The 4,705-nt window shown below is 70.9% G+C and carries 4 protein-coding genes; 1 reads left to right on the top strand and 3 read right to left on the bottom strand.

Annotated elements, in window-relative coordinates; all coding sequences use genetic code 11:
* The coding region (locus tag V7E05_RS13640) for an AMP-binding protein (protein ID WP_333620181.1) at positions 1–1,731 on the top strand (1,731 nt) is incomplete at its 5' end.
* A gap of 114 nt (positions 1,732–1,845) precedes the next feature.
* Here the strand turns inward: V7E05_RS13640 and thrB are convergent.
* From thrB to V7E05_RS13625, 3 genes are all read right to left on the bottom strand, one after another.
* Positions 1,846–2,799 (bottom strand): homoserine kinase, encoded by a 954-nt coding sequence (gene thrB / locus V7E05_RS13635; protein ID WP_442891685.1) that lies wholly within the window; start codon positions 2,797–2,799, stop codon positions 1,846–1,848.
* An 80-nt stretch (positions 2,800–2,879) separates the two neighbouring features.
* A complete protein-coding gene (locus V7E05_RS13630; protein WP_333620180.1) occupies positions 2,880–4,196 on the bottom strand; it encodes a homoserine dehydrogenase in 1,317 nt (438 codons plus the stop codon).
* Positions 4,189–4,705: diaminopimelate decarboxylase family protein (locus V7E05_RS13625; RefSeq protein WP_442891684.1), on the bottom strand; the 517-nt coding region annotated here is incomplete at its 5' end. The genes V7E05_RS13630 and V7E05_RS13625, both read right to left, overlap by 8 nt.

Below are 4,705 nucleotides of genomic sequence, written 5' to 3'. Positions count from 1 at the left end.
GGCCGGATCATCGACCACGGCACGCGGCGCCACCCGGACGCGGTGGTCACCGAGGTATCGCCTTCGGGGCTCGTCGAGAAGCTTCCCTTCTCCGCGCTCGGCACGCGCTGCGCCGGGCTCGCCGCCGCCCTCGAGGTCATCGGCGTGGGCCCCGGCGACGTGGTCGCGACGCTCCTCGACAACCGCACCGAGCTCCTCGAACTCCTCCTCGCCGTTCCCGCGATGGGCGCCGTGGTCCATCCCGTGAATATCGCGCTCCAGGAGTCGCTACTCCTCGCGACGCTCGGGCTCGTCGACGAGACCGTGCTGGTCACCGGATCCAGGGCCGTCGATTTCCTCGCGGCGAACCACCATCGCTTCCCGTCCGTGCGGCACGTCGTGCTCGTCGACGCCGAAATCGAGGACGTCGACCCCGAATCGTGGCCCGGGGTCTCCTTCCACTCCTACGAGCAGATCCTCGACGGCCGCCCGGCCGAGCGCGAATGGCCCGAGCTCGACGAGGACACCGCGGCGATGGTGGTGAGCACCTCGGGCACCACTGGCGCGCCGAAGTCCGTCGTCTATTCGCATCGCGCGATCTACCTCCACGCCATTGGCATGGGCAACGTCGACGCGTTCGGCCTGTGCTCGCGCGACACCGTCGCCACGCTCGTCCCGTTCTTCCACGTCGCCGGCTGGGGCCTCCCCTATGCCTCGCTGATGTTCGGCTCGGGCCTCGTCCTCACCCGCGCCTCGGAGTCCGAACGCCCCTCTCTCGGCGCTGCGCTCGGGCGCGCACTCGCGGCGGCCCCCGTCACGGCGATCACCTCGGCGCCCGCCCATGTCGCGGACTACTTCGCGGAATCGGACGTCCGCCGTCAGGACTTCGAGGGGATCGACAGGGTGGTCTTCGGCGGCTCGGGCGCCTCTCCATCGCTCGTGCACCGGCTCCGCGACGAGCTCGGCATCGCGGTCCTCCACGGCTGGGGCATGACCGAGACGGGTCCCATCGGCGCGGTCTCGCTTCGGGACGAGCCGGTCCGGGACGTACAGGCCCGGGATGAGGGATCGCCCGCAGACCCGGGTGCAACCGCGGACACGCGCCCTGCCCCTGACGGCACAGGCCGGGATCACTCCACCGCGCCGGGAGTCCAACCGGGCGCAGAGCTCGCGCACTCCACGGAGGTGGAGTGCCGGTTCAGCTCGCTCGTGTCCGCTCGGATCGTGGACTTCCACGGAGTGAGGATGCGCGATTCCGTGGGCGTGGGAGAACTTGAAGTGCGCGGACCACACGTCACCGCCCGGTATCTCGACTCCCGCTCGGCCGAGGGCGATTTCGAGGACGGCTGGCTCCGCACCGGGGACCTCGCGCGGCTCTCCCACGACGGCGCGCTCACCCTCGTCGACCGCGCCTCCGATGCCATCCGCTCAGGCGGGGAGTGGATCTCCTCGGTCGAGCTCGAGAACGCGGTGATGCAGCTCCCCGGCGTCGGCGAGGCGGCGTGCGTCGGGGTGCCCGACGACCAGTGGGGGCAGCGTCCGTTGTGCGTGGTCGCGTCGGCTCCGGGCGCGTCCCATCCGTCGCCCCGCGAACTGTGGGAAGGGCTCTACTGGATCCCGGAGTGGAGCCGCCCCGACCACTGGGCCTTCATCGAATACATTCCCCGCACGAGCGTGGGGAAGTTCGACAAGCGCGCGCTTCGCCGCTGGTTCGCCCAGGGCCGCTTCGACGTGGAGACATTCTCGCGCTAGGCACCAAGCGCTCCTGCGCGAGGCGCCGCTATGTACTGCGCTCCTGTGAACGGCACTGCCGCGCCTCGCACTGCCGCGCAGGGCGGAAGCTTGCCACACGCGGGCGGGGATCGATCAGACTCGGCTCGCGCGCTCGGCGATGTCGAGGTCGAGCACCCGCCACCCCTGCTCGGCGGCCTTGCCCCGCATCGCGTCGTCGAGCTCGCCCGTGTGGAGGCAGAGCACGGTCGGCCCCGCGCCGGAGACGGTGGCGGCGAGGCCCTGCCCGCGGAGCATTTCGATGAGCTTCGTGGTCTGCTCGAGCGCCGGCGCCCGATAGTGCTGGTGGAGGCGGTCCTCGGTAGCCGTGAAGAGGAACTCGGGCCGGCTGAGCGCGACGGTCATGAGCGCGGCCCGACTCGCATTGAACGCCGCGTCGGCGTGCGGCACAGTCTCGGGCAGCAGTCCGCGCGTCTCCGCCGTCGACGAGGAGAAATCGGGGACGAAGGCGGCGGCCCGCAACTCGGGTGCCGTCTCGACCCGGGTGGCGCGATAGATCGGGGTCCGGCTACCCGGCACTCGCTCGGTCCACGCCACGACGGCTCCGCCGAGCACCGAGGCGGCGGCATTGTCCGGATGCCCCTCGAACTCGCCCGCGAGCTGGACGAGCTGTTCGTCGCTGAGCACGTCGCCCGCCAGCGCGTTCGCTGCCACGAGTCCGGCGACCGCCGCCGAGGCCGAGCTCCCGAGTCCCCGCGAATGGGGAATGGAGTTCACGCATGCGATCGCCAGTCCCCTGACGCCGACGCCTGCGGCACGCAGGCCCGCCTCCGTCGCCTTGTAGACCAGATGAGAGGCGTCGAGGGGCACATCCCCAGCGCCCTCGCCCTCCACCGTCAACGACAGTCCCGAGCCCGCGGTCCGCACCCGGATCGTGTCGTACAGGCCGAGCGCCATGCCCAGGCTGTCGAAGCCAGGGCCGAGGTTGGCCGTCGAGGCCGGGACCGAGATGGCGACCTCGTGGCCCGCGTCGAGAACGCGGCCGCCCGACGCGCCGATGATCTCGGGGTACGAACTCTCTGCTGCCACGGGACCTCCCTCGTCGGTCGTGCTCGTGTTGTGCGTGCTGTCGTGCCGGCTGTGCTGGTTGAGCCCGCGGCTCTCGCCGACTACTGGTCTTCGCCCTCGAGCCGGATGACGCTGAAGATGTCGCTCACGGCGTCGTTCGCGGAGAGTGCCGAGACCGTGGCCGCGAGGTCGCGCTCGGTGGCGCGGTGGGTGAGCACGACGAGTTCCGCGCCGCCACCCCCCTCGGTCTGGCGGACCTGGGCGATGGAGACGCCGTGGTTGGAGAACTCGGCGGCGACCTGCGAGAGCACGCCGGCGCGGTCGACCACGGACATCGAGACGTGGTAGCGGGTGACAATGTCGTCGACCGCAGCCACCGGCAGCGCGCGGTATGTGGACTCGCCCGGCGCGCGCCCACCCATGACCTTGTTGCGGGCCGCGGCGACGAGGTCGCCGAGCACCGCGGACGCGGTCGGTGCCCCGCCGGCGCCCTGGCCGTAGAACATGAGTCGGCCCGCAGCCTCGGCCTCGACGACGACGGCGTTGTACGCGCCGTCGACTGTGGCGAGCGGGTGGGTCAGCGGGATGAGCGCCGGGTACACGCGCGCGGACACGGCCTCCGAGCCGTCCTTGCGGGTGACCTTCTCGCAGATCGCGAGCAGCTTGATCGTGCAGCTCATGTGCCGCGCAGACTCGAACTGCGCCGGGGTGATCGCGGAGATGCCCTCGCGGTAGACGTCCTTCGCGGTGACCCGGGAGTGGAAGGCGATCGAGGCGAGGATCGCGGCCTTCGCCGCGGCGTCGTAGCCCTCGACGTCGGCGGTCGGATCGGCCTCCGCGTAGCCCAGGCGCGAAGCCTCGGCGAGCGTGTCCGAGTAGGCGGCTCCCGTCGAGTCCATCTCCGAGAGGATGAAGTTGGTGGTGCCGTTGACGATGCCGATGACCCGCTCGACCTGGTCGCCCGCCATCGAGCGACGCAGCGGACCGATCACCGGGATCGCGCCGGCGACCGCCGCCTCGAAGTAGAGGTCCGATTCGGTGGAATCGGCCGCCTCGGCGAGTTCGTCGGTGTACTCCGCGAGCAGCGCCTTGTTGGCGGTGACGACGGCCTTCCCCGCCTCCAGGGCGGTGCCGAGCAGCGGCCTGGCGATGTCGATGCCGCCCATGACCTCGACGACGACGTCGACGTCCTCGCGCGTGACCAGGGACATCGGATCGTCGGTAAGGAGGGACGGGTCGACGCCGCGGTCCTTGCTCAGGTCACGTACGGCTATCCCGCGCAGCTCGAGCGGAGCGCCGATGCGCGCGGCGAGCTCGTCGCCATTGGCCTCGAGGTAGCCCACGACCTCGGTGCCCACCGTGCCCATCCCGATGAGGGCAACACCGACGCTCTTTCGCGCTCCATTCGACTCACTCATGCGAATCCACCCCTTCTCGTGTCCCTTCGGCGGCGCCGTCCTTCGCTGCGTCTGCGCCCACTGCCTGCTCGACCTCGAGGCCGATAAGATCCTCGAACGTCTCGCGGCGCAGCACGAGGCGCGCCTTTCCATCCTGCACGGCGATGAGGGCCGGACGGCCGATCGCGTTGTACCTGCTCGACATCGAATAGCAGTATGCGCCAGTTGCCGCGACGGCCACGATATCGCCGCGACCGACGTCAGCGGGGAGCCACAGGTCCCGCACGACCACGTCTCCGCTCTCGCAGTGCTTGCCCACGAGCCGAGCCACGACCGGCGGCTCGTCGCTAGCTCGGCCGACGAGGCGAGCGGAGTAGCTCGCATCGTAGAGGGCGGTGCGGATGTTGTCGCTCATGCCGCCGTCGACCGAGACGTAGCGGCGTTCGCGGCCGTCAGGCAGCGCGACGTCCTTGACCGCGCCGACCTCGTAGAGCGTGACGGTGCCCGGGCCGGCGATGGCGCGGCCCGGC

Origin of the sequence: Dietzia sp., from assembly GCF_036741115.1 — a bacterium.
Taxonomy (GTDB): Bacteria; Actinomycetota; Actinomycetes; order Mycobacteriales; family Mycobacteriaceae; genus Dietzia.
The sequence above is the reverse complement of the archived record's forward strand: the minus strand, read 5'-3'. Positions and strand labels throughout refer to the sequence as shown.